The sequence below is a fragment of the Saccharothrix australiensis genome, assembly GCF_003634935.1.
GTDB lineage: Bacteria > Actinomycetota > Actinomycetes > Mycobacteriales > Pseudonocardiaceae > Actinosynnema > Actinosynnema australiense.
This window is the reverse complement of the sequence record NZ_RBXO01000001.1, coordinates 2,613,807-2,633,217: the sequence shown is the minus strand read 5'-3', so window position 1 is coordinate 2,633,217 and position 19,411 is coordinate 2,613,807. Positions and strand designations below refer to the sequence as shown.

General features: G+C 74.9%; 16 protein-coding genes. 10 read left to right on the top strand and 6 right to left on the bottom strand.

Annotated features, from left to right (window positions below):
• The first annotated feature begins 84 nt into the window (after positions 1-84).
• From C8E97_RS12240 to C8E97_RS12225, 4 genes are all read left to right on the top strand, one after another.
• Positions 85-969, top strand: a complete 885-nt coding sequence (locus C8E97_RS12240) for an ABC transporter ATP-binding protein (RefSeq protein WP_121004756.1) — start codon at positions 85-87, stop codon at positions 967-969.
• Entirely contained in the window at positions 969-2,066 is a 1,098-nt protein-coding gene (locus C8E97_RS12235) for an ABC transporter permease (protein WP_121004753.1), read from the top strand. Before C8E97_RS12240 ends, C8E97_RS12235 begins: the two co-directional genes overlap by 1 nt.
• A gap of 72 nt (positions 2,067-2,138) precedes the next feature.
• A complete protein-coding gene (locus C8E97_RS12230; RefSeq protein ID WP_121004750.1) occupies positions 2,139-2,495 on the top strand; it encodes an MmcQ/YjbR family DNA-binding protein in 357 nt (118 codons plus the stop codon).
• 47 nt (positions 2,496-2,542) lie between these two features.
• The gene (locus tag C8E97_RS12225; protein ID WP_121004747.1) at positions 2,543-3,886 is read left to right on the top strand and encodes a hemolysin family protein; all 1,344 of its coding nucleotides are present in this window, start codon (positions 2,543-2,545) and stop codon (positions 3,884-3,886) included.
• Here C8E97_RS12225 and C8E97_RS12220 read toward each other — a convergent pair.
• A complete protein-coding gene (locus tag C8E97_RS12220; RefSeq protein WP_246018828.1) occupies positions 3,806-4,204 on the bottom strand; it encodes a MerR family transcriptional regulator in 399 nt (132 codons plus the stop codon). The genes C8E97_RS12225 and C8E97_RS12220 overlap by 81 nt on opposite strands.
• A 150-nt stretch (positions 4,205-4,354) precedes the next feature.
• Here C8E97_RS12220 and C8E97_RS12215 point away from each other — a divergent pair, with 150 nt between their 5' ends.
• The 4 genes from C8E97_RS12215 to C8E97_RS12190 all read left to right on the top strand — a co-directional run bounded on the left by C8E97_RS12215 (position 4,355) and on the right by C8E97_RS12190 (position 12,884).
• The gene (locus C8E97_RS12215) at positions 4,355-5,677 is read left to right on the top strand and encodes a hemolysin family protein (RefSeq protein ID WP_121004741.1); all 1,323 of its coding nucleotides are present in this window, start codon (positions 4,355-4,357) and stop codon (positions 5,675-5,677) included.
• Complete coding sequence (locus C8E97_RS12210; RefSeq protein WP_121004736.1) at positions 5,674-6,717, top strand: hemolysin family protein; 1,044 nt, start codon at positions 5,674-5,676, stop codon at positions 6,715-6,717. The genes C8E97_RS12215 and C8E97_RS12210 overlap by 4 nt, the downstream gene beginning before the upstream one ends.
• Positions 6,718-6,739: 22 nt before the next feature.
• Positions 6,740-7,714: a sporulation protein gene (locus C8E97_RS12205; RefSeq protein ID WP_121004733.1), complete on the top strand. Its 975-nt coding sequence runs from the start codon at positions 6,740-6,742 to the stop codon at positions 7,712-7,714.
• 643 nt (positions 7,715-8,357) lie between these two features.
• Positions 8,358-12,884 carry a cation-translocating P-type ATPase gene (locus tag C8E97_RS12190; RefSeq protein WP_147455084.1) on the top strand — a complete coding sequence of 1,509 codons (4,527 nt, stop codon included), beginning with the start codon at positions 8,358-8,360 and terminating at the stop codon, positions 12,882-12,884.
• A gap of 12 nt (positions 12,885-12,896) precedes the next feature.
• Here the strand turns inward: C8E97_RS12190 and C8E97_RS12185 are convergent, their stop codons facing one another.
• The 3 genes from C8E97_RS12185 to C8E97_RS12175 are packed head-to-tail and all read right to left on the bottom strand — an operon-like array spanning position 12,897 to position 15,953.
• Entirely contained in the window at positions 12,897-13,715 is an 819-nt protein-coding gene (locus tag C8E97_RS12185; RefSeq protein WP_246018827.1) for a carbohydrate ABC transporter permease, read from the bottom strand.
• Positions 13,712-14,617 carry a carbohydrate ABC transporter permease gene (locus tag C8E97_RS12180; RefSeq protein ID WP_121004723.1) on the bottom strand — a complete coding sequence of 302 codons (906 nt, stop codon included), beginning with the start codon at positions 14,615-14,617 and terminating at the stop codon, positions 13,712-13,714. Before C8E97_RS12180 ends, C8E97_RS12185 begins: the two co-directional genes overlap by 4 nt.
• Positions 14,618-14,621: 4 nt before the next feature.
• Positions 14,622-15,953, bottom strand: coding sequence for an ABC transporter substrate-binding protein (locus tag C8E97_RS12175; protein ID WP_246018826.1), 1,332 nt, complete (start codon positions 15,951-15,953; stop codon positions 14,622-14,624).
• A gap of 277 nt (positions 15,954-16,230) precedes the next feature.
• Between C8E97_RS12175 and C8E97_RS12170 the strand changes: the two genes are divergently transcribed.
• The gene (locus C8E97_RS12170) at positions 16,231-16,917 is read left to right on the top strand and encodes a DsbA family oxidoreductase (protein WP_121004719.1); all 687 of its coding nucleotides are present in this window, start codon (positions 16,231-16,233) and stop codon (positions 16,915-16,917) included.
• 60 nt (positions 16,918-16,977) lie between these two features.
• On the opposite strand, the gene C8E97_RS34460 is transcribed toward C8E97_RS12170, so the two are convergent.
• The gene (locus tag C8E97_RS34460) at positions 16,978-17,130 is read right to left on the bottom strand and encodes a hypothetical protein (protein ID WP_170211782.1); all 153 of its coding nucleotides are present in this window, start codon (positions 17,128-17,130) and stop codon (positions 16,978-16,980) included.
• A 388-nt stretch (positions 17,131-17,518) separates the two neighbouring features.
• On the opposite strand from C8E97_RS34460, the gene msrA reads away from it, so the two are divergent.
• A complete protein-coding gene (gene msrA, locus C8E97_RS34455; protein ID WP_170211780.1) occupies positions 17,519-18,076 on the top strand; it encodes a peptide-methionine (S)-S-oxide reductase MsrA in 558 nt (185 codons plus the stop codon).
• Here the strand turns inward: msrA and C8E97_RS12160 are convergent.
• Positions 18,066-19,364, bottom strand: a complete 1,299-nt coding sequence (locus tag C8E97_RS12160) for an acyltransferase domain-containing protein (protein WP_211346984.1) — start codon at positions 19,362-19,364, stop codon at positions 18,066-18,068. The genes msrA and C8E97_RS12160 overlap by 11 nt on opposite strands.
• Positions 19,365-19,411: the final 47 nt, after the last annotated feature.

Below are 19,411 nucleotides of genomic sequence, written 5' to 3'. Positions count from 1 at the left end.
GCGTCGGGTCCTCCGCGCGGAGGACCCCCGGAGTCGATCTCGCGCCGGACGTGGCGGGCGTCGTGCGCCGATAGCGTTCCGATCATGCTGAAAGTGACGTCGATCAGCCGGCGGTTCGGCGATCACCAGGTCCTCGACGGGGTGTCGTTCGAGGTGGAGCCCGGTCGGATGACCGGCTTCCTGGGCGCCAACGGCGCCGGCAAGACCACGACCATGCGCATCGTGCTCGGCGTCCTCGCCGCGCACGGCGGCACCGTCACCTGGGACGGCGCGCCGGTCACCGGCGCGGTGCGCAAGCGGTTCGGGTACATGCCCGAGGAGCGCGGCCTGTACCCGAAGATGGGGGTGGCCGAGCAGATCGGCTGGCTCGGCCGGCTGCACGGCCTCGACGCGGCCACCGCCGCGCGCAACACCGAGCGCCTGCTCGACCAGCTCGAACTGGGCCACCGCGCCAAGGACCGGCTGGAGGAGCTGTCGCTGGGCAACCAGCAGCGCGCCCAGGTCGCCGCCGCCCTCGTGCACGACCCCGTGCTGCTCATCCTGGACGAGCCGTTCTCCGGCCTCGACCCGATCGCCGTGGAGACGGTGCTCGGCGTGCTGCGCGAGCGGGCCGCGAGCGGGGTGCCGGTGCTGTTCTCCAGCCACCAGCTGTCCGTGGTGGAGCGGCTCTGCGACGACGTGGTGATCATCTCGGGCGGCCGGGTCACCGCCGCCGGCGCGCGCGACGAGCTGCGCGAGCGGTACGGCACCACGCGCTTCGAGCTGGTCGTGGCCTCGGACGCCGGGTGGGTCCGCGACGTGCCCGGCGTGCGGGTGGTCGACGGCGACGGTCCCCGCGTGGTGTTCGAGCTGGACGGTCGGCCCGACGCCGAGCAGGTGGTGCTGGAGACCGCGCTGCGCCGCGGTTCCGTCCGCGGTTTCACCCGCGTCGTGCCGACGCTCGACGAGATCTTCCTGGAGGCGATCTGATGTCCACCGACGACAGCCGCGGCGGCTTCGTCGCCGCCACCCGCCTGGTCGCCGAGCGCGAGGTGCGGACCTTCCTGCGCGCCAAGGGTTTCTGGATCGGCTTCGGCGTGGTCCTGGTCGGGTTGTTCGCCCTGTCCGTCCTGCCCTCCGTGTTCGGGGGCGGCCGGACGGAGGTCGCCGCGGTCGGCTCGCGGGCCGCCGAGGTGCTGGCCGGTGCGGACCTGGACGTCCGCACCGTGCCCGACCTCGCCGCGGCGCAGGACCTCGTGCGGTCGGAGGAGGTGTCGGCGGCGGTCGTGCCGGACACCACCGGCGGCTCGGCGACCGGTGTGCGCGTGGTGGCGCGGAACGACCCGCCGACCGACGTCGTGGCGGCGCTGCGCACCGCGCCGCCGGTCGACCTGCTCGAACCGTCCGAGGTGGGCAGCGGGCAGCGGCAGCTCGTGATCATGGTGTTCGCGCTGGTCTTCCTGGTGTTCGGCATGGGCGGCACGGCGATCGCGCAGAGCACCGTCACCGAGAAGCAGACCCGGATCGTGGAGATCCTGGTGTCGACGGTCCCCGTGCGGGCCCTGCTGGCGGGCAAGATCGCGGGCCACGTGCTGCTGACCGTCGCGCAGGTGGTGGTGCTGGCGGTCGCCGCGCCGGTCGCGCTGCGGCTGGGCGGGCACTCGGAGCTGCTGACCCTGGTCGCGCCCGCGCTGGGCTGGTTCGTGCCGTTCCTGGTCCTCGGGTTCGTGCTGCTGGCCTCGATGTGGGCGGTCGCCGGGTCGCTGGTCAGCCGCCAGGAGGACCTGGGTTCGAGCATGGGCCTGGTCGTGATGCTGGTGATGGGGCCGTACTTCGGCGTGATGTTCTTCGCGGAGAACACCACCGTGCTGACCGTGCTGTCGTACGTGCCGTTCTCGTCGGCCATCGCGATGCCCGTGCGCATGTTCGCGGGTCAGGCGGCGACGTGGGAAGCCTTGGTGGCACTGGGTCTGCTGGCCGGGACGGCCGTGCTGGCGGTGCTGCTGGCCGGCCGGATCTACTCCGGTTCCCTGCTGCACACCGGCGGCAGGCTGGCGCTGGCCAAGGCGTGGGCCCGCGAGCGGTGACGGGGAACGCCCGCCCAGACCGTCCACAGCGGCCACTTATACTGCGGTTTCCGGACTCGTGGGGGCTGTGCGGTGGGTGTGGGCAGTGACGACTTCTTCCGGTTCCTCGGCGCGCTGCCCGACGTGGAGCGCGCCGAGGCCGGCCAGTACAGCTCGTTCAGCGTGCGCGGCAAGCGGTTCGGCTACTACTGGCCCCGCACGCTGACGGTGGGCCTGAAGCAGACGCTGTCCGAGCAGCGGGCGCTGGTGGCCGAGCGGCCGGACGTGTTCGAGGAGCAGTTCACCGCGGGCGGGTTCGGCTGGGTCGTCGTCCGACTGGCCGGCGTCGAGGCCGACGAGCTGGCCGAGCTGGTGTTCGAGGCGTGGCGGCTGTCCGCGCCGGAGGAGCTGGTCGCGGAGGCCGCGGTGCCCGAGCTGTGGCGGCGGTGATCCGGCAGTAGCGTTGCGCCCACTCGGTCACCGGATGCGGAGTGGTTGTGGACGGCTACGGTTTCACGCTCGGGCTGGTCGCGGTGCTGGTGCTGCTCAACGCGGTGTTCGCGGGCAGCGAGATGGCGCTGATCTCCCTGCGGGAGGGCCAGCTGCGCGCCCTGGAGCGGGACGGGCGGGCCGGGGCGCGGACGCTGGTCAGGCTGGCGCGCGACCCGAACCGGTTCCTCGCCACCATCCAGATCGGCATCACGCTGGCGGGGTTCCTGGCGTCCGCGACGGCCGCCGTGTCGCTCGCCGCGCCCCTGGTGCCGCTGCTGTCGTTCCTGGGCGGTGCGGCGAACGCCGTGGCGATCGCGCTGGTGACCGTCGTGCTGACGTTCCTCACGCTGGTGTTCGGCGAACTCGCGCCCAAGCGGCTGGCGATGCAGAACGCCCTGCGGTGGGCGCTGCTGGTCGCCCGCCCGCTGGACGTGCTCTCCACCATCTCCCGGCCGGCGGTGTGGGCGCTGAGCGCGGCCACGGACCTCGTGGTCCGGTTGTTCGGCGGCCGGCCGGACGCCGAGTCGGAGCAGATGTCGCCGGAGGAGCTGCGCGAGCTGGTCGCGGCGCAGCGCGGCCTCAACGCCGAGCAGCGCGAGATCATCACCGGCGCGCTGGAGATCCACGAGCGCCGCCTGCGGGAGGTGCTGGTGCCGCGGCGGGCCGTGGTCACGCTGCCCGCCGAGCTGGACGTCGCGGCGGCGCGGGCGGAGCTGGCCGCCTCCGGCCACTCGCGCGCGCCGGTGGCGCGCGGCGGGCACCTGGACGACCTGATCGGCGTCGTGCACCTGCGCGACCTGCTGGGCGAGCACCACGTCGTGGAGGACGTGGCGCGCACCGCGCTCGTGCTGCCGGACTCGGTGCGGGTGTCGGACGCGCTGCGCCGGTTCAAGGCCGAGCGCGAGCAGATGGCGCTGGTGGTCGACGAGCACGGCGCGGTCGCGGGCATGGTCACGCTGGAGGACCTGCTGGAGGAGATCGTCGGCGAGATCATGGACGAGACCGACCCGGACGTCCTGGCGGTGCGCAACGCCGAGGACGGCTCGCTGGTGCTGCCCGGCACGTTCCCCGTGCACGACCTGGCCGACCTGGGCGTGGAGCTGCCCGACGCGCCCGGTGGCGACTACGCCACCATCGCCGGCCTGCTGCTGGTGTGCCTGGGGCACGTGCCGGAACGGCCCGGCGAACGGGTCACCGTGTCCGACTGGGCGATCGAGGTCAGCGGCGTGGGCCACCACGCGATCACCGAGGTGCGGCTGCGGCACGCGTCAGGGCAGCGGCAGGTCGGGCGGGATCTGGAGGGCGACGGAGATCAGGGAGTGGACGCGGGTGGCGATGGCCGCCAATAAGCCGTGCACCTCGGGCGAGGCCGCCTCCGCCGCCGTCTGGAGGGTGCGCAGGTCCTCGTCGATGCGGTCCAGGATCGCGCCGAGGTCGACGTGCGTGCTGCGCAGCGCCACCGCGATCTCCTCCAGCGGCACGCCCTGGACCTCCAGGCGCTGCACGAGGTGGATGCGCTCGATGTCACCGGGGTGGTACAGGCGGTAGTTGCCCGCCGTGCGCTTGGCCGGGCTGAGCAGGCCGAGGCTCGTGTAGTAGTCGACGGTGCGGGGGCTGACCTGGGCGCGAGCGGCGAGTTCGCCGATCTTGAGCAGGACGTCGGTCACACCGGCCTCACCTTCCGTGTACGGACCGTCAACCATACAGTGCGACGTGCTAGTGTGAAGTATGCCCGACAGCGCCGACACCGACGGCTGTAGTAGCAGGCCGGGTGCGACCCGGCTGATCATCCATCGTCCCCCCGCCGCGAGCGCGCCGTGCTGATCCTCACCGGCCTGCTCGCGATCGTGGCCCTCACCGCGGCCACGGGGTACTTCGTCGCCCAGGAGTTCGCCTACATGGCGGTCGACCGGGGGCGGCTGCGCCGACTGGCCGAGGACGGCGACCAGGCCGCCGGCCGCGCGCTGCGCGTGACGCGGCGGTTGTCGTTCATGCTCTCCGGCGCCCAGTTCGGGATCACGGTGACCGCGCTGCTCGCGGGGTACGTGGCCGAACCGCTGCTGGGCACGGGCCTCGCCGGCCTGCTCGGCCTCACCGGGCTCCCGCAGGCGGTCGCCGTGCCGCTGTCGATGGCGGTGGCGCTGGTGTTCGCGACCGCCGTGCAGATGGTGCTCGGCGAGCTGCTGCCGAAGAACTTCGCCATCGCGCGCCCCGAGGCGCTGGCCAAGGCGCTGAGCGCGTCCACCCTCGCCTACCTCGCGGTCGCGGGCCCCGTGATCCGCCTGTTCGACGCGGCGGCCAACCGGCTGCTGCGCGCGGTGGGCATCGAGCCGGTGGAGGAGCTGCCGCAGGGCGCCACCCCGGAGGACCTGCGGCGGATCATCGGCGACGCGAGCAGCCGGGGCGACCTGGACCCCGAGCTGTCGCACCTGCTGGCCCGCGGGCTCGGCTTCCGCGAACTGGCCGCCGAGCAGGCGATGACGCCGCGCGTGGGCGTGCACGCCGTGCGCGCCGACGAGCCCGCCGCCCGCGTGGTCGACCTGCTCGACACCGGGCACTCGCGCTTCCCCGTGTTCGGGGACGACCTCGACGACCTGCGCGGCGTCGTCGGCCTGGCCGAGGTGCTGACCGTGCCGCCCGAGCGGCGGGTCGACACCCCGGTCGGGGACATCGCCGCGCCCGCCCTGGTGGTGCCCGCCACCCTGCCGCTGCCCGCCGTGCTGGAGCGGCTGCGCGCCGAGCGCCGCCAGCTGGCCTGCGTGGTGGACGAGTTCGGCGGGTTCGCCGGCGTCGTGTCGCTGGAGGACCTGGCCGAGGAGCTGGTCGGCGAGATCCGCGACGAGGACGACCTGGAGGAGGACGGGATCGAGCCGCTCGGCGACGGCGCGTGGCTGGTGCCCGGCCGGATGCGGGTGGACGAGATCGCCGCCGCCACCGGTGTCGCGCTGCCCGCGCACGACAGCTACGACACGGTGTCGGGGCTGGTGCTGCACCGACTGGGCCGCACCGCCCGCACCGGCGACGAGATCACCGTCGACGGCGTGTCCGTGCGCGTCACGGCCGTGGCGCGCAACGTGCCCGCCGGCGTCGTGCTCGCCACCGCACCGCCCGCGGCAGCCCGGCTGGAGGACGCGCGATGAGCGTCGCCTGGTCGTTGCTGCTGTCCCTGGGCCTGCTGGTGGCCAACGCCTTCTTCGTCGCCGCCGAGTTCGCGCTCATCGCCGCCAAGCGGCACCGCCTGGAGCAGGACGCCGGCACCAGCCGGGCCGCCCGCGCCGCCGTGGCGGGCGTGCGCGAGCTGTCGCTGATGCTCGCGGGCGCGCAGCTCGGCATCACCCTGTGCACGCTGGGCCTGGGCGCGCTGGCCAAGCCGGCCGTCGCCGACCTGCTCGACCCGCTGCTGCTCGCGACCGGGCTGCCGGCGGGCGCGGCGTACGCGGTCGCGTTCACGATCAGCCTGGTGCTGGTGGTGTTCCTGCACATGGTGCTCGGCGAGATGGCGCCGAAGTCCTGGGCGATCTCGAACCCCGAGCGCTCGGCCCGGCTGCTCGCGCTGCCGTTCCGCGGGTTCGCGCGCTCCGTCCGCCGGCTCCTCGGCGGGCTCAACGCGGTGACGAACGCCCTGCTGCGGCTGGTGAAGGTCGAGCCGCAGGACGAGCTGGCGCAGGCGCACCGGCCGGACGACCTGCGGATGCTCGTGCGGCAGTCCGCCGAGCACGGCCTGATCCCCGAGGGCCAGCAGCGGCTGCTCACCCGGATGCTGCAACTCCAGAACACCACCGTGTCGCAGGTGATGGTGCCGGTCGAGCACGCGCTGACCGTCGCGGAGGGCACCGGGGCCCGCGAGGTGGAGCGCCGCAGCCGGGAGTCGGGGCGGTCCCGGTTCCCGGTGACCGACGCGCACGGCCGGTTCGTCGGCCTCGTGCACGTCCGGGAGGCCGTCCGCGCCACCGCGACCGGCGGCGAGCCCACCGCCCGCGACCTGATGGGCGCCACGCTGACGCTGCCCGCCACCATGCCGGTCGCCCAGGCGGTCACCGCGATGCGCGCCGACCGCGCGCAGCTCGCGCTCGTGGCCGACGACGACCGCGTGGTGGGCATCGCCGCGCTCGAAGACCTCCTCGAAGAGCTGATCGGCGACTTCGAGGACGAGACCGACACACCGCACCGCACCGGCTGAACCACATTTTGGAGGAACACCGATGTTCAAACGGATGCTCAGCGCCTTCGGCGTCGGCGGACCGTCCGTCGACACCGTCCTGGACTCCCCGCACGCCACGCCCGGTCAGGTGATCACCGGGCAGGTGCGCATCCAGGGCGGCAGCGCCGACGCGAACATCGACCAGATCGTGCTGTCCCTGGTGACCCGCGTCGAGGTCGAGCGCGGTGACCACGAGTTCCGCGGCGTCTCGGAGTTCCTGCGCGTCGTGGTGGCGCAGGGCGTGCGGGTGGTCGCGGGTCAGCCGCTGGCCGTCCCGTTCCAGCTCCCGCTGCCGTGGGAGACGCCGATCACCGCCGTCGGCGGGCAGCCGCTGCCCGGCATGACCGTCGGGGTGCGCACCGAGCTGGTCATCTCCGGCGCGCCGGACAAGGGCGACCTGGACCCGGTGCTGGTCGGGCCGCTGCCGTCGCAGGACCGCGTGCTCGACGCGTTCGGGCAGCTCGGCTTCCAGTTCCGCAGCGCGGACGTGGAGGCGGGCCGCATCCACGGCGTGGCGCAGGAGCTCGGCTTCTACCAGGAGATCGAGTTCTTCCCGCCGGCCCGGTTCGCCGGTCGCGTCAACCAGGTCGAGCTGACCTTCGTCACCAACCCGCACGAGCTGGTCGTGGTGCTGGAGGCGGACAAGCGCGGCGGCCTGTTCTCCTCCGGCGGCGACGCGTTCGGCCGGTTCCACGTGTCGCACCAGGACGCCGAGCGCACCGATTGGGCGGCGGCCATCGAGCAGTGGCTGGTGCAGGTCGCCGAGCGCGGCGGGCACTCGGCGTTCGGGCACCCGCAGCACGGGTACGGGCACCCGCAGCACGGGTACGGCGACCACGGGCACCACCGGGGTCCGGGCGTGGGCGGCGTGGTCGCGGGCGCGGCGGCCGGCGTCGTGGGCGGCATGATCCTCGGCGAGGTGCTGGACGACGCGTTCGGGGGCGACGACGGCGGGGACATGGCCTTCGAGGAGTGAGGTGACGGGGGCGCGGCAGGCGGTCGGTGTGCCGCCTGCCGCGCCTTCACTTCAGGACTGCGGTCGTGCGGCAGTCTTCTCAGGGCTGCGGTCGCGCCGCGTTCCGCTGCTCGCGGCAGCCCAGCACGGCGAGCACCAACGAGCACCGTCATGGCCGGCCACGGCAGCGGCGACGCCCACGTGGCCGCCCACCGCGCCACCCGCGACCGGACCGGCGCGTGCGGTCCCGTGAGCCCGCCGGCCACCGCCTCCCACACCCCGCCGAGCGCCGCGGCCTGCCGGGGCTATCCCGCCGCGAACGCCTCCGCGAGCCGGGCGCGGCACGCCACCCAGGTCTCCAGGCGCGCCTCCAGCACCCACTCGCGGTCCGGCGCGAGGGCCGGCGCGCCCCGCGACGTACGCCGCGATGAGCCGCACCGACGCGCCGGCGCAACCGCGCCGCCGGCCACGGCGCGGTGCGGCGGTGGAACTCGTGGAACGCCGAGCGATCACCACGCGCGGGCGCGGGAGCGAGTGACTGTGTGAGGGCGGCGACTTGGTCTTGTGGGCGTGGGAGCGGGACGCGGGTGTTACACCATCGGGGGGCTTCGGGGTGTGGTCCGTCGGGAACTCACGCACGGTGGAGTTGCTTGGTGTTGATCCCGTGCGTGTGGCGGACGGTGTGGCCAAGGGGCTGGTGGGGCTTGCCCTGGTCCCGTTCGAGCGCACGGGGCTCGTCGACGTGTTGTTGCGTCGCGATCGCCGCAACGTCTGGTCGTGTCCTGGACGCCTGCACATCGAGGCGCACGGTGTGCACGGGCCGCGTGGCAGGCGCGTGGCCGACCGGATCGAGCACCTGCTCCAAGAGCACCCCGGTGTCCGCTGGGCGCGGGTGAACGCGCCCTCGTCCCGAGTGATCATCGAGGTGGCCGACCCGCCGCCGGACACCGCCGCCCTCGTCGCGCTGGTGCGGCGGGCCGAGGCCGAGCCGGCCACCGAGGACGAACGCCTGGTCGAGGATGAGCTGCACCACCCCGCCGACGGGCTCCGGGGCACGCGCCTGGTGTCGACGCTCGCCGCCGACGCCCTCGGCCTCGCGCTGGCCGCGCTCACGAAGATCGCACCGTGGGCGCCGCTGCCCACCGAGGTGGCCGCGCTCGTCGCCGCCGTCGACCTGCACCCCCGGCTGCGGGAGCTGGCCGCCGGCCGGTTCCAGGGCCGCGAGCGGGCAGACTCCGCCACGTCCGTGCTGGCCGCGGTGGTGCACGGGCTCGCCTCGCACAGCGACGGCACGCTGCTGGACATCGCCCAGCGCGTGCAGCAGTGGCGCGAGGTCAAGGCGCACGAGCGGGCCTGGTGCGCGGCGGAGGCCGACCTGATCCGCGCGCCCCGCGACGCCGAGGCCGACCCGATCGCGGTCGAGCGCCCGGTGCCGCTCCCCGAGGGCCCGGTGGAGCGCCACGCCCGGCGCTCGCTTGCCGCCGGCGCGGTGGCCGGGCTCGCCGCGCTGCCGTTCACCGGTCCGCGCCGCGCCGCCGCGCTGGGTGTCGCGAGCCTGCCCAAGGCGCCGGCGGTGGCGCGGGCGGCGTTCGCGGCGCGGCTGGGACGGGTGCTGGCCCGGCGGGGCGCGCTGGTGATGGAGCGGACCGTGCTGCGCCGCCTGGACGCGGTGGACGTGCTGGTGCTGGACGAGGCCGCGCTCGGTTCCGGCCGGTCGGTGCTCGCCGACCTGGCGCCGCTGCCGGGCTCGGACACCGCCGAACTGGCCGAGCGCGCCTTCGCCCTGTTCGACCCGCGTGCCCCGGAGGACGTGCGGCGGGACGGCGGCTGGGCGATCGGGCCCGTCGACCGGCTCGGCGTGCGCGGCCGGACCGGCGCGCGGGAGCGGCGGCGGCTGGCCGGGCGCGGCGCGTCCGCCGTGCTCGGGCTCGCCGAGGGCCGTCGGCTGCAGGCCGTGCTGGCGGTCGACGCCGAGCTGCCGCCCGCCGTGGACGCGATCGTGGTCGCCGCCCGCGACGCGGGCGTCCGGGTGGTGGTGGCCGGCGGCGAGCGGGCCCGGTTCGCCGACGACGTGGTGCCGAGCGGGCAGCCCCTGGTCGGCGCGGTGCGCGCGGCGCAGGCCGACGGGCACGTGGTGATGGTCGTGTCGGACGACCGCCCCGCGCTGGGCGCGGCCGACTGCGGCGTCGGCGTGCACCGCGCGGGCGGCCCGCCGCCGTGGGGCGCGCACGTGATCGTCGGTGAGGACCTGGCGGTGGTCGCGCTGCTGCTGGCCGCCGTGTCGGCGGCCCGCCGCGCGAACCGGGACGGGATCGTGCTCGCGCGGACCGCGAGCGGCATCGGCGCGGTGGGCACGCTGGGCACCCGGGGCGGCCGGCCGGCCGAAGGCGCGTCGCGGGCCGTCAACGGCGCGGCGGCCATCGGGTTCGCGTGCGGCTCCTGGCGGGCGGTCCGCCTGGGGCGCGGCGGGGACGAGCCGGTCGCGACGCGGGCCGCGCAGCCCTGGCACCTGATGCCCGAGGCCACCGTGCTCGACCGGCTGGGCACGAGCCGGGACGGCCTGGACGAGGACGAGGCGCGGCGTCGGCGGCGCGACCCGCGCCGGCGGGCGGTCGGCGCGAGCCTCGGCAGCGCGTTCCTGGCGGAACTGGCGAACCCGCTGACCCCCGTGCTGGTCGGCGGCGCGGCGGTGTCGGCGGCGGTGGGCTCCCCGGTCGACGCCGCGCTGGTCGCGGGCATCGTCGGGGTGTCCGCGCTGATCGGCAGCGCCCAGCAGGTGTACACCGACCGCGCGCTGGCCGGCCTGCTCGCGCGGTCCGCCGTCCGCGCGACGGCGGTGCGCGGCGGGGTCGACCGGGACGTGGACGGCGACGACCTCGTGCCGGGTGACGTCGTGCGGCTGGGCGCGGGCGACGTGGTGCCCGCCGACTGCCGCCTGCTCGTCGGCGACGGGCTGGAGGTGGACGAGTCGTCGGTCACCGGCGAGTCGCTGCCGGTGGCCAAGGACCCCGCGCCCGTGGTGGCGGCGGAGGCGGCCGACCGGACGTCCATGCTCTACGAGGGCACCACCGTCGCCGTCGGGGAGGCGCTGGCCGTGGTGGTCGCCACCGGGGACGACACCGAGGTCGGCCGGGCGCTCGCGGCGGCGCGGCGCAACACGCCGACCACGGGGGTGGAGAACCGGCTGGCCGAGCTGACCCGCCGGGCGCTGCCGGTCGCGCTCGGCTCGGCGGTCGCCGTCACCGGCGCGGGGCTGCTGCGCGGGGTGCCGTTGCGGCGGAGCATGGGCGCGGCCGTCAACCTCGCCGTGGCGTCCGTGCCGGAGGGCCTGCCGTTCCTGGTCAACGCGGCCCAGCTCGCGGCGGCCCGGCGGCTGGCCGAGCACGGCGCGCTGGTGCGCAACCCGCGCACCATCGAGGCGCTGGGCCGGGTGGACGTGCTCTGCTTCGACAAGACCGGCACGTTGACGGAGGGCAGCCTGGCGGTCAGCCGGGTGGACGACGGGCGGCGGGGCGCCGGGCCGGGCGCGCTGGACGAGGCGCTGCGCCGGGTGCTGGCCGCCGCCGTGCGGGCGACGCCCGCGGTCGACGAGCCGAGCGACCTCGTCCACCAGACGGACCGGGCGGTGCTGGAGGGCGCGCGCCGGGCGCGGGTCCGCGCGACCACCGGCGCGCCGGGCTGGTCACCGGTCGAGGCGCTGCCGTTCGAGCCGTCCAGGGGGTACCACGCCGTGCTCGGCGCGCTGGGCGGCGACCTGCTGCTGAGCGTGAAGGGCGCGCCGGAGGTGGTCCTGCCCCGCTGCGACCTCGACGCGCGCGGGCGGAAGCGGTTGGCGGAGCGGGTGCGCCGACTGGCCGCTCAGGGGCACCGGGTGCTGGCGGTGGCCGAGCGCGCCGTCGGGTCGGGTGACGGCGGGTCGGGCGCGGTCGGGTGGGGCGGCGGCGGGGCCGACAGCGGCGGGAACGGCAGCGGCGGGAACGGACGCCGGGGAACCGGGGGCGGCGAGGTCGGCGGCGGCGGGAACGGGAGCGGCGGCGGCGCGGGCGGGGCCGAGGGCGGTGGGTTCGCGGGTGGCGAGGTGGCGGACGACGACGTGCGGGGACTGGCGCTGCTCGGCTTCGTCGCCCTGTCGGACCCGGTCCGGGACGGCGCGCCGCCGGCCGCGGCCGCGCTGCGCGCCGCGGGCGTGCGGATCGTGATGATCACCGGCGACCACCCCGCCACCGGCGAGGCGATCGCCGCCGAGGTCAACGGCTCCGGGTCCGGCGACGTCACGGTGGTGAGCGGCGCGCAGGTCGAGGAGCTGGACGACGACGGCCTGGACGCGCTGCTGCCGACCGTCGACGTGATCGCCCGCTGCACCCCGGCGCAGAAGGTGCGGATCATCGAGGGCTACCGGCGCCTGGGCCGGGTGGTGGCGATGACCGGCGACGGCGCGAACGACGCGCCCGCCATCCGGCTGGCCGACGTCGGCATCGCGCTCGGCGGCCGCGGCACCCCGGCGGCCCGCGCCGCCGCCGACCTGGTCGTCACCGACGACCGGCTGGAGACGATCGTCTCGGCGCTGGTCGAGGGCCGGGCGATGTGGGCGTCGGTGCGCGCGGCGCTGTCGATCCTGCTCGGCGGCAACTTCGGCGAGATCGCGTTCAGCGTGCTCGGCGCGGCGATCACCGGCCGCTCGCCGCTGACCGCGCGGCAGCTGCTGCTGGTCAACCTGCTCACCGACCTCGCGCCCGCGATGGCCATCGCGCTGAGCAGGCCGAACCGCGAGTCGGTCGGCGACCTGCTGCGGGAGGGGCCCAGCTCGTCCCTCGGCACGGCGTTGACCAGGGACATCACCGTCCGCGCGGTCACCACGGCGCTCGGTGCGACCACCGCGTGGGCCGCCGCCCGGCTCACCGGCCGGTCCCGGCGCGCGAGCACGGTGGCGCTGGCGGCGCTGGTCGGCACGCAGCTCGGGCAGACCCTGATCACGGGCGGGCTCGACCGGTCGGTGCTGGCGGCGGGCCTCGGCTCGGCCGCCGCGCTGGGCGTCGTGATCCAGACGCCCGGCATCAGCCGGTTCTTCGGCTGCACGCCGCTGGGACCGGTGGGCTGGGGCATCGCGCTGGCCGCCGCCACCGCCGCGAACCTGCTGGGCCTCGTGCTGGCCCCGCTGGTCGAACCCCGCCCGCCCGCCGGAGCCGGCTGACCCCGTCCCGCGTCACTGCTCCACGTGCTGGGTCACGGTGCCGCGCACGAAGTACCGCTGCGCCACCAGGAACAGCAGGATCATCGGCGCGGTCGCGATGGTGCTCGCCGCGAGCACCAGCTCCCACTGCGCCTCGCCGCCCTCGCCGAACCGGTCGAGCACCGCTTTCAAGCCCCGGGGCACCGTGTAGAGCTGCGGCTCCCGCAGGTAGATCAGCGGCTTGACCAGGTCCGTCCACGCCGCCTTCAGCTCGAACACGAACACCACGATCAGGCCGGGCCGCGCCAGCGGCAGCGCCATCCCCGTGAACAGCCGCCACGCGCTCGCGCCGTCCACCTTGGCCGCGTCGAACACCTCGCGCGGCAGGCCCAGGAAGAACTGGCGCAGCAGGAAGACGTAGAACGCCGACCCGAACAGGTTCTGCGCCCACAGCGGCACCTGCGTGGTGGCCAGCCCGAGCGCGTGCCACTCCAGGTAGACCGGCACCATCGTCACCGCGCCCGGCAGCATCATCGTCGCGAGCACCAGGCCGAACAGCGGGTTCCGGCCGGGGAAGCGGAACATCGCGAAGCCGAACGCCACCAGCGCGCTCGCGAGCGTCGCCGCCGCCGCGGCGGCCACCCCGACCGCGACGCTGTTCCCGATCCACGTCAGCAGCGGCGCCGCCTGCCACACCTCGACGTAGTTGCCCGGCGTGAACGGCCGGGGCAGCAACGCGTTGTCGAACACGTGCGCCCGGTCCTTCAGGGAAGCGCTGACGAGCCACCAGAACGGGTAGACGAACGCCACCGTCACCACGAGCAGGCCGAGCCACATCGCGACGCGCTTCACGACCGCTCGCCCTCGTAGTGCACGTACCGGCGGGACAGCCGCACCTGCACCGCCGTGATGATCGCGATCACCACGAACAGGCCCCACGCCAACGCCGACGCGTACCCCATCCGCAGCGACTCGAACGCCTCCCGGAACAGGTGGATCACGTAGAACAGCGCCGCGTCACCGTCGCTGGACTGCTTGGCGCGGGCGCCGTAGAAGATCGTGTACGCCTCCGTGAACACCTGGAGCGACGCGATCGTGTTCACCACGACCGTGAAGTACACCGTGCCGCTGATGCCGGGCAGCGTCACGTGCCAGAACTGCCGCCACGGGCTCGCGCCGTCCAACCGCGCCGCCTCGTACTGCTCGACGGGCACGCGGGTCAGCGCCGCCAGGTACAGGACGGCCGTGCTGCCGACAGTCCACAGGCTCATCAGCACCAGGCCGGGTTTGATCCACGCCGGGTCGGTCGTCCAGTTCGGACCCGTGAAGCCGAACCAGCCGAGCAGCTCGTTGATCGCGCCGTGCTGACCGTTGAGCAGCAACAGGAACATCGCGGCGAGCGCCACGGGCGGTGTCATCACCGGCAGGTACAGCACGGTGCGGAAGAAGCCGGCCGTCCGCCCCGCCCGGCGCAGCAGGCCCGCCAGCGCCAGCGCCGGCCCGATCTGCGCGGGCACGTGCAGCGCGGTGAAGACCAGCGTGTTCCACAGCGCCGTCCGGACCTGCTCGTCGACCAGCGCCTCGCGGTAGTTCTCCAGCCCGACGAAGGCGGGCGGCTTGAGCATGTCGTAGCGGGTCAGCGACAGCCAGGCGCTGAACAGCATCGGTCCGGCCGTGAACGCCAGGAAACCCACCACCCACGGCAGCAGGAACAGCCACCCGGCCCGCGACTCGCGTCGGCTCACCGTCGTCACGCCGCTACCTCCCCCCGACCCGCTTGAGCGCCCGCTCGGCTTCCCGCTGGGCCTGGGCCATCGCCTCCTCGGGCTGCTGCCGACCGGTGAGCACGCGGTTGACGCCGCCCTCCCAGGCGCGCACCAGCTCGCTCGCCGCCGGGCTCGGCGCGACCGCGAACGCCTTGTCCTGCAGGGCGAGCACCTGTGGCACGGCCCGTTCGAGGACGCGGTTGCCCCGCGGGTCGAACACCTCGCGGAAGATCCGCTCGTCGGCGACCCGGTTGGCGGTGAACGTGCCGCCGTAGGGCTTCCCGGCCCGCGCGAGCGCGTCGCGGCGCGCGGTCGCCGCGGCGACCCACGTGTCCGCGGCCGTCATCGTCACCAGGAAGCGGCACGCGAGGTCCGGGTGCCGCGCGCCCTTGGGTATCGCCCACGCCTGCCCGCCGGACTCGGTCAGCGGCACGCCGGCGCGGTCGGTGAACGGCGCGACGGTCACGTCCACGTCGGGCGAGTTGGCCGCGAGGGTGTTGAGGTACCAGGACTCCATCGGCATCACGGCGAGCTGCCCGGTCGCGTAGGCGTTGCCCGCGCCGAACTGGTCGAAGGTGTCCCGGAACGCCTTGAACGACGCCCAGCCACCCTGGCGGCGCACGAGGTCGGCGGTGACGCGGACGGCCTCGACCACCCGGGGGTCGTCCAGCCGGGCGGCGAGCCCGTCGTCCGACACGAGGTCCGCGCCGTTCGCCTTCGCCCACATCGGCAGGAACTCGGGCACCTTGGGGTCGAAGCCGAGGCGCGTTGGCCGGTCGCCGTCCAGGCGCGCCAACCGGTCGGTCAACTCGGCCAGGCCCGGCCAGTCCGCCGTGGACAGCCGCGCGGGGTCGAGGCCGGCGGCGCGCACGACCGGGTTGTTGACGATCAGCAGGCGGACGTTGGCGAAGTCCGGCAGCCCGTGCACCTCGCCCCGGTGGGTCACCTGGCGCAGCGCGGCGTCCCGGAACTGCCCGAGGTCGACGCCGTGCCGCCGGACGCAGTCGGCCAGGCCCAGCACCGCTCCCCTGGCCGCGTAGCTGCCGAGCTTGCGCCGCTCGGCGTAGACCAGGTCGGGCGGGTCGCCCGCCGCGACGGACGACAGGAACTGCTGCTCGTCGAACGCGCCCTCGTTGATCCGCAGGTCGACGCCGGGCTCGGCGGCCCGGAACACCGCGAGGCGGGCCGTGGCGTGCTCGTCCGGCAGCCCGAACCCCATCGTGACCAGCGTGTTCGGCGCGTCCGCCCCGCTCGCGCCCACGCCGCCGCAGCCACCGGCGACGAGCGCCAGGGGCAGCACCGCGGTGACCAGGAACCTGCGCACGACCGCCTCCCCCCACGAGCATCACGGACACGGTTCCCGAATGGGGCGCCACCCACACCAGGGTCGCCCGGACGGCGTAGCGCGGTGACCGGTTCCGGCCCGGAGCGGCGGGGGCGACCACGGTCGGGGCGGGCACGCCGCCGAGCGCACCCGCAGTTCGGCGACCAGGCACGGCACCACAGTCGAGCACACCGCCGCGCGCACCCGCGGCACGGCGACCGGGCACGCCGCCACGTAGGGTGGTGGCCGCCGCGTCCCCCGCACCCGAGGAACACCCATGCGCGTCGACATCTGGAGCGACCTCGTCTGCCCCTGGTGCTACATCGGCACCACCCGGTTCGACCGGGCGCTGGCGGGCTTCGAGCACCGCGACCGCGTCCGGGTGGTCCACCGCTCGTTCGAACTGGACCCCTCCCGCGCGCCCGGTCGCACCGAGCCGGTGCAGCGGATGCTCACCGACAAGTTCGGCCCGCGCGGCGCGGGCATGGACGACCAGGTCGCCGAACTCGCCCGCGCCGAGGGCCTCGGCTACCGCACCGACCGCGAGGTCGGCAGCACCCTGGACGCCCACCGCCTGCTGCACGCCACCGAGGCGGGCGAGCCGCGGCACCGCCTGCTGACGGCGCTGTTCACCGCGCACTTCGCCGAGGCCGCGTCCCTGTTCACGGCGAAGGCGCTGGCCGGGATCGCCGACCGGGCGGGGTTCGACCCCGACGAGACGCGCCGCGTCCTGGACGACCCCGACGCCCACCTCGACGCCGTGCGGGCCGACGAGCGCGAGGCCGCCCGGATCGGGGCGAGCGGGGTGCCGTTCTTCGTGCTCGACGGCCGTTACGGCGTCTCCGGCGCCCAGTCGGTGGAGGCGTTCGCCGAGGCGCTGCGCACGGCGTGGGGCGACCGCCCGCCCGTCGTCGCCGACGACGTGTCCGCCTGCCGGCTCGACGGGGGCGACCAGCCGGGCTGATCCGGCCGCGCACCACGCCGAACGGCCGCCGCCGCGCACCAGCCGCCCGGCGCGCCGGGGTCAGGTCGTGCCGTCCTCGTCCTCCGCACCGGACCAGGGCGGCACCTCGTCGGCCAGCTCCCGGTACCGGTCGACCTCCTGCGGCGTCGGGTCAACACCCACGTCCTCCGCGAACTCCTCCGGGTCCTGCGCCTCGCCCGTCGGACCACTCATGGGACCGCCTCCCTCCGAGTCGTCCGGACGGGTGCCCGGCGCGGGTCGCGCCAAACCACCGCACCCGTTGGGCCGATCGCGTGAAGATCCGGCGATCCCATGCCCCCGCGCACCCGCGCCCGTCCGCCGTCGACGCGCCGCCGGACCGGGCGATTCGGCCGCGGGATGTCGGGAAATGCATTCCGCCGACCATTTCCGGGCAGCACCCGATCGCGGTCCCGGCCGGCGGGCCCGCGACCACCCGTGTTCTGCAATTTGCACTTCCAAGCTATTCCAGGCCGACTCGGAAATGACCTGTCAGGGCCTTCCGCGCCGATCACCACCTCCTACAATGCGTGCTAGGCTGGGAATCGCTCATGTCGACCGATGGACTTTCGGGGAGAGAGCGGTGTCCGACACCTCAGCAGTCAACAATTCCACTCCCGCCGGAGAACTGGAGACGCTCACGCTCGGCGCGGGGTGTTTCTGGTGCCTGGACGCCGCGGCCAGGCGCACCCCCGGCGTCGTGTCCAGCGTGACCGGGTTCGCCGGCGACCACGGCCCCGCGCCCAGCGAGGACGACTACCGGCGCGGCCTCAACCCGCAGAACTTCGTGGAAGCCGTGCAGGTGACCTACCGGCCGTCGGAGATCACGTTCGACGACATGATGGAGCTGTTCTTCGCCAGCCACGACCCGACGACGCCCAACCGGGACGGCGCGAACATCGGCGACCTCTACCATTCCACGCTCTTCTACACGTCGGCGGAACAGCGCTTGCAGATGTCCGAGTACATGGACAAGCTACAGGCGCGCATGGACCGGAAACTGGTGACCTCGCTGCGCCCCTTCGAGGTGTTCTACGCGGCCGAAGAGGAACACCAGGACTACTACAACCGCAATCGCGCCACTCCTTACTGCCGGGTCGTGATCGTGCCCAAGCTGCGGAAGCTCGGGCTCAGCGAGTAGTCGGGAACACCGCCGACCAGTCCACGCCCGCGCCGGTGACGTGGACCTCGGCGGCCGCGGTCAGGAACCGGCCGAGCCCGCCGTCGCCGTTGCGCAGGGTCGCCAGGAAGGCCGCGGACCGGCCGGCCTCCTCGGCGGTGTCCTGCATCCCGACCGTGAGCACGGGCTGGGCGCTGCACTCCAGGAACACCGCGTGCCCGTCGGCGAGCAGCGCGCGGGTCGCCTCGTCGTAGCGGACGGTCTGGCGCAGGTTGCGGTACCAGTACCCGGCGTCCAGGTCGGTCGTCGGCGTCGGCGCGCCGGTCACGGTCGAGTAGAACGGCACCTCGCTCGCCCGCGGCGTGATCCCGGCGGCCAGTTCGAGCAGCGCCTCGCGCAGGTCGGCCACGTGCGGCGAGTGGGCGGCGAAGTCGACGCCCGGCACGCGCCAGCGCAGCAGCTTCCCGGCCCGCAGCACCGCGTTGAACTCGGACATGGCCTCGACGTCGCCGGACACCGTGACGGTCGCGGGCCCGTTGACGGCGGCCACCGCGAGCCGGTCGCCGAACGGCTCCAGCAGCTCCAGCACCCGGTCCCGGCGCGCGAGCACGGTCACCATGTCGCCCCGCCCGCGGATCGCGGTCAGCGCCTGGCTGCGCAGCGCCACGAGCCGCGCGGCGTCCTCCAGGGACAGCGCGCCCGCGACCTTCGCGGCGGCGATCTCGCCCTGCGAGTGGCCGACCACGGCGGCGGGCGTGACGCCGAAGGACCGCCACAGCTCGGCCAGCGACACCATCACGGTGAACAGCACGGGCTGCACCACGTCCACCCGGTCCAGCGGCGGCGCGTCCGGCGCGCCCCGCAGCACGTCGTGCAACGACCAGTCCAGGTGCGGCGCGAGGGCTTCCGCGCACGCGTCGACCGAAGCGGCGAACACCGGCGCGTCGGCCAGCAGCCCGACCGCCATCCCCGCCCACTGCGTGCCCTGGCCGGGGAACACGAACACCACGCCCGGCCGCGTGCCGTCGACCCGGCCCGAGACGACGTTGGGCGCGGGTGAGCCCTCCGCGACCGCACGCGCGCCGGCCACCAGCTCGCCCACGTCGCGGCCGAGGACGACGGCGCGGTGCTCGAACGCCACCCCGGTGCGCACCAGCGAGCGGCCGACGGCGTGGACGTCCGGCGCCGTCGCGCCCTCGGCGTGGGTGAGCAGCCGGGCGGCCTGCGCCCGCAGCCCGGCCTCGCTGCGACCGGACAGCACCCACGGCACCGTCGTCGCGTTCCGGACCTCCGCGGTCTGCTGAATCACAGGGCCTCCCAGGGTGGCAATTCGATCGATGACCGGTAAACAATACG

Excerpts from the sequence above, each read along its gene's own strand:
- C8E97_RS12170 (WP_121004719.1), top strand. The coding sequence starts at position 16,231 with ATGCGCGTCGACATCTGGAGCGACCTCGTCTGCCCCTGGTGCTACATC.
- C8E97_RS12210 (WP_121004736.1), top strand. The coding sequence starts at position 5,674 with ATGAGCGTCGCCTGGTCGTTGCTGCTGTCCCTGGGCCTGCTGGTGGCC.
- C8E97_RS12240 (WP_121004756.1), top strand. The coding sequence starts at position 85 with ATGCTGAAAGTGACGTCGATCAGCCGGCGGTTCGGCGATCACCAGGTC.
- C8E97_RS12235 (WP_121004753.1), top strand. The coding sequence starts at position 969 with ATGTCCACCGACGACAGCCGCGGCGGCTTCGTCGCCGCCACCCGCCTG.
- C8E97_RS34460 (WP_170211782.1), bottom strand. The coding sequence starts at position 17,130 with ATGAGTGGTCCGACGGGCGAGGCGCAGGACCCGGAGGAGTTCGCGGAG.
- C8E97_RS12205 (WP_121004733.1), top strand. The coding sequence starts at position 6,740 with ATGTTCAAACGGATGCTCAGCGCCTTCGGCGTCGGCGGACCGTCCGTC.